Consider the following 726-nt stretch of genomic DNA (forward strand, 5'->3'; position numbering starts at 1 on the left):
CTATTGGAGAGTATCCTTCTCTTTGCAACTCTCTTTAGGCCAGAGGTTATCGAGTTAATTAAGGACTCAGCGGAGAGGTTAACATGGGTTGATAGTCTGGCAGTTGCAGCTGGAGCAATAGCAAGAGAAAAAGCAGGAATGATGACAAGTGAAATCGCAAGGGAGCTTGGAAGAACGGAACAGACCATAAGAAAACATCTTAAAGGTGAAAGTAAGGCAGGCCAGCTAGTGAGGGAGACTTACGAACTAATCAAACAAGGAAAGCTAGATGAATTAATAAAAACAATTGAAATAATTGAGAAGGGCGGACTAAAGGAAGTCATTGCAAAAGAAGAGTATGAAAAATTGATGAAAGAGTACGAGAAGCTTAAATTAGAGTATGAGGCTGTCAAAAAAGAACTTGAGAAGATGAAAGAGATTGCAAGACTTGCGGAAGCTGAAAAGGCCCAAGAAGAAATAGAAAGATTAAGAAAGGAGATTGAAAAAACAAGGATGGACTTTGAGAGACTTAAAAAAGAGAAGAAAAGTATTGAGAAAGAGTTGATGGAAACCAAACTAAAACTCATGGAGCTCCAAAGCATAAGAATAGAGAAAGAGAAGTTTAAACAACTAGAAGAGAAAGTTAAAAAGCTGGAAGACCAGCTTCGCGGAAGAGAGGAGGAAATCAAAAGATTAAATGAAGAAAAGATTTCTTTGATTCAAAAAATCGAAGAACTCGAAGCTTAT

General features: G+C 37.5%; 1 protein-coding gene. It reads left to right on the forward strand.

The annotated features are described in order from the left end of the window. Positions 1–3 precede the first annotated feature (3 nt). Positions 4–726: transcriptional regulator (locus tag E3E37_RS10705; RefSeq protein ID WP_240921978.1), on the forward strand; the 723-nt coding region annotated here is incomplete at its 3' end.

This window comes from Thermococcus sp. ES12, from assembly GCF_012027515.1.
In the GTDB taxonomy this organism is placed as follows: domain Archaea; phylum Methanobacteriota_B; class Thermococci; order Thermococcales; family Thermococcaceae; genus Thermococcus; species Thermococcus barossii.